Annotated in this window: 3 protein-coding genes; all 3 read right to left on the minus strand. The window is 63.4% G+C overall.

What is annotated here, in order from left to right:
- Positions 1 to 169: 169 nt before the first annotated feature.
- Positions 170 to 1,168 (minus strand): ABC transporter ATP-binding protein, encoded by a 999-nt coding sequence (locus EN935_RS29930; RefSeq protein ID WP_127263123.1) that lies wholly within the window; start codon positions 1,166 to 1,168, stop codon positions 170 to 172.
- Positions 1,169 to 1,183: 15 nt separating this feature from the next.
- Positions 1,184 to 2,245 carry a Gfo/Idh/MocA family oxidoreductase gene (locus EN935_RS29935; protein WP_127373919.1) on the minus strand — a complete coding sequence of 354 codons (1,062 nt, stop codon included), beginning with the start codon at positions 2,243 to 2,245 and terminating at the stop codon, positions 1,184 to 1,186.
- A partial coding sequence (locus tag EN935_RS29940) for a carbohydrate ABC transporter permease (protein ID WP_164771447.1) occupies positions 2,242 to 2,781 on the minus strand: 540 nt, incomplete at its 5' end. The genes EN935_RS29940 and EN935_RS29935, both read right to left, overlap by 4 nt.

Genomic DNA, 2,781 nt, shown 5'->3' on the forward strand with positions numbered 1-2,781 from the left:
GATTTGTAGATCTGCAAGGTTGCGCTGCCCCCTCATCCGGCCGCTTCGCGGCCACCTTCTCCCCGCAGGGGAGAAGAGGTGAGCGGCGGCGCTGACAATCTCCTCTCCCCTCGGGGAGAGGTCAGCCGAGCGAAGCGGAGGCTGGGTGAGGGGGCTGCGCCGTCAGCCCCTACTTCAGCACCTTCCCATCAGCCCCAAACCGATAGATCTTCCTCGGCTCCGGCGTCGCATAGAGCGTGGCGCCCGGTTCGGCATCATAGACACCGAAAATCCGCACGGTGATCAGCCCGGCCTTCTCGCAATCGAGATAGAGATTGGTGTCGGCGCCGAGATGCTCGGCATGAACGACCGTTCCCTTCCAGGCGCCTGACTTCGGATCGACGGTCAGGTGCTCCGGCCGCACGCCGATGGTCTTCGCCGCCTCACCAAGCCGGGCGCCATCGACAAAGTTCATCTTCGGCGAGCCGATGAAGCCGGCGACGAACTCATTTGCCGGCGAATTGTAGAGTTCCATCGGGCCGCCGATCTGCTCGATCCGGCCGGCGTTGAGCACGACGATCTTGTCGGCCAGTGTCATCGCCTCGACCTGATCGTGGGTGACGTAGATCATCGTCGCCTTCAGCCGGCGGTGCAGCTGCGCGATTTCCAGCCGCGTGTTGACGCGCAGCGCGGCATCAAGGTTCGACAACGGTTCGTCGAACAGGAACAGTTTCGGCTCGCGCACCACGGCGCGGCCGATGGCGACGCGCTGGCGCTGGCCGCCGGAAAGCTCGGCCGGCCGCCTTTCGAGATAGGGCTCCAGCGACAGCATCGATGAGGCGATGCCGATGCGGCGCTCGATCTCGGCCGCCGGCGTGCCGGCCTGCTTGAGGCCGAGGCCCATATTGTTCTTCACCGTCAGATGCGGGTAGAGCGCATAGGTCTGGAATACCATGGCGATGCCGCGCTTGGCCGGTGGGGTGGCGGAAACATCCTCGCCGTCGATGACGACGCGGCCCGAGGTCGAATCCTCCAGTCCGGCGATGACCCTGAGCAAGGTCGACTTGCCGCAACCCGACGGGCCGACGAAGACGACGAATTCGCCGTCGGTCACTTCGAGGTTGATGCCCTTCAGCACCTCGACCGGCCCGAAGGCCTTCTTCACATTCTCGATGTTCAGCGAGCCCACGGCTTCGTCCCTGTTCTAGAGTTTGACGGCGGCGCCACTGCGCACGCTCTCGTCGGCGGCAAGGCAGACGGCGAGCGATTTGACCGCGTCGTCCATGTGTTTGGTGAGATCCAGATCCTCGCGGATCGCCTTCAGCACGAAGGCCTGTTCGAGGTCGCAAAGGTCCTGGTGGCCGGGTTCGCCTTCCATCGACAGCATTTCGTCCGGCTTGACGAACTTGCCGTCCGCGCCGGTCGCGGCACTGTGCAGGCGTATGGTCGAGGTCTTGGTGTGGGTGTCGATGTCGTCGGACTTGACGCCTTCCTTCATGACGATCGACACGCAGCCATTCGACGAAATCACGTCCTTCACGAAGAAGGCGGTTTCCGAAATCATCGGCCCCCAGCCTGCTTCGTACCAGCCGACGGAACCGTCATCGAACAGCACCTGCAGGTGGCCGTAATTGTACATGGAGGGCGCCACCTCCTCTGTCAGCCGCACGCCCATGCCGCGCACCTCGACCGGTTTGGCGTCGGTGATCTGCAGCATGACGTCGAGATAGTGCACGCCGCAGTCGACGATCGGCGACGTCGTCTGCATCAACTGCTTGTGCGTCTCCCAGGTATGGCCCGAGGATTGCTGGTTGAGGTTCATGCGGAAGACGTAGGGGCCGCCGAGCTTGCGTGCTTCGGCGATCAGCCTGATCCAGGATGGGTGATGGCGCAGGATGTAGCCGATCACCAGTTTCTTGCCATTGGCTTTGGCCGCCGCGACGACACGCTTGGCATCGGCCACCGTCGTTGCCAGCGGCTTTTCGACGAAGACATGGCAGCCAGCCTCGAACGCCCTAACCGCATAGTCGGCATGGCTGTCGGAATAGGTGGCGATGCAGGCGACATCGGGCTTTTCTTCGCGCAAGGCGTCATCGAAGGAGCGCCTGATGCCGTAGCCCGACAGCCCGTCCGGCAACGGCACGTCGGAGCGGTTGATCAGCGCCGCGATCTCGAAGCCCGGATTGCTGTGATAGGCCAGCGCATGGCTGCGGCCCATATTGCCAAGGCCGGCGACGACGACGCGAAGAGGTGCCTGCGAACTCACTTGACGGCTCCGGAGGTGATGCCGCGGATCAGTTGCCGCGAGAAGATGACGTAGAGGATCAGCACCGGCATGATCGCCAGCGAGAGCGCCGCCAGGATGGCGTTCCAGTTGGTGACGAACTGGCCGAGGAAGAGCTGCGCGCCGAGCGTCACCGTCTTGGTTTCTTCCGACGGCGCCAGGATCAGCGGGAACCACAGATCGTTCCAGATCGGGATCATGGTGAAGACGGCGACCGTCGCCATCGATGGCCGCACCAGCGGCAGCACCAGCCTGAAGAAGATGGTGTATTCGGACAGGCCGTCGATGCGGCCGGCATTCTTCAGATCGTCGGACACTTGCTTCATGAATTCCGACAGGATGAAGACGGCAAGCGGCAGGCCTTGCGCGGTGTAGACCAGGATCAGCGCCGTCAGCGTGTTGACCAGCCCGCTCGCCACCATCAACTGCAGGATGGCGACGGTGCCCAGCCGGATCGGGATCATGATGCCGAGCGCCAGATAGAGGCCCATCAGCGAGTTGCCGCGAAAGCGGTATTC

The sequence above is a fragment of the Mesorhizobium sp. M7D.F.Ca.US.004.03.1.1 genome (genome assembly GCF_003998635.1).
GTDB lineage: Bacteria > Pseudomonadota > Alphaproteobacteria > Rhizobiales > Rhizobiaceae > Mesorhizobium > Mesorhizobium loti.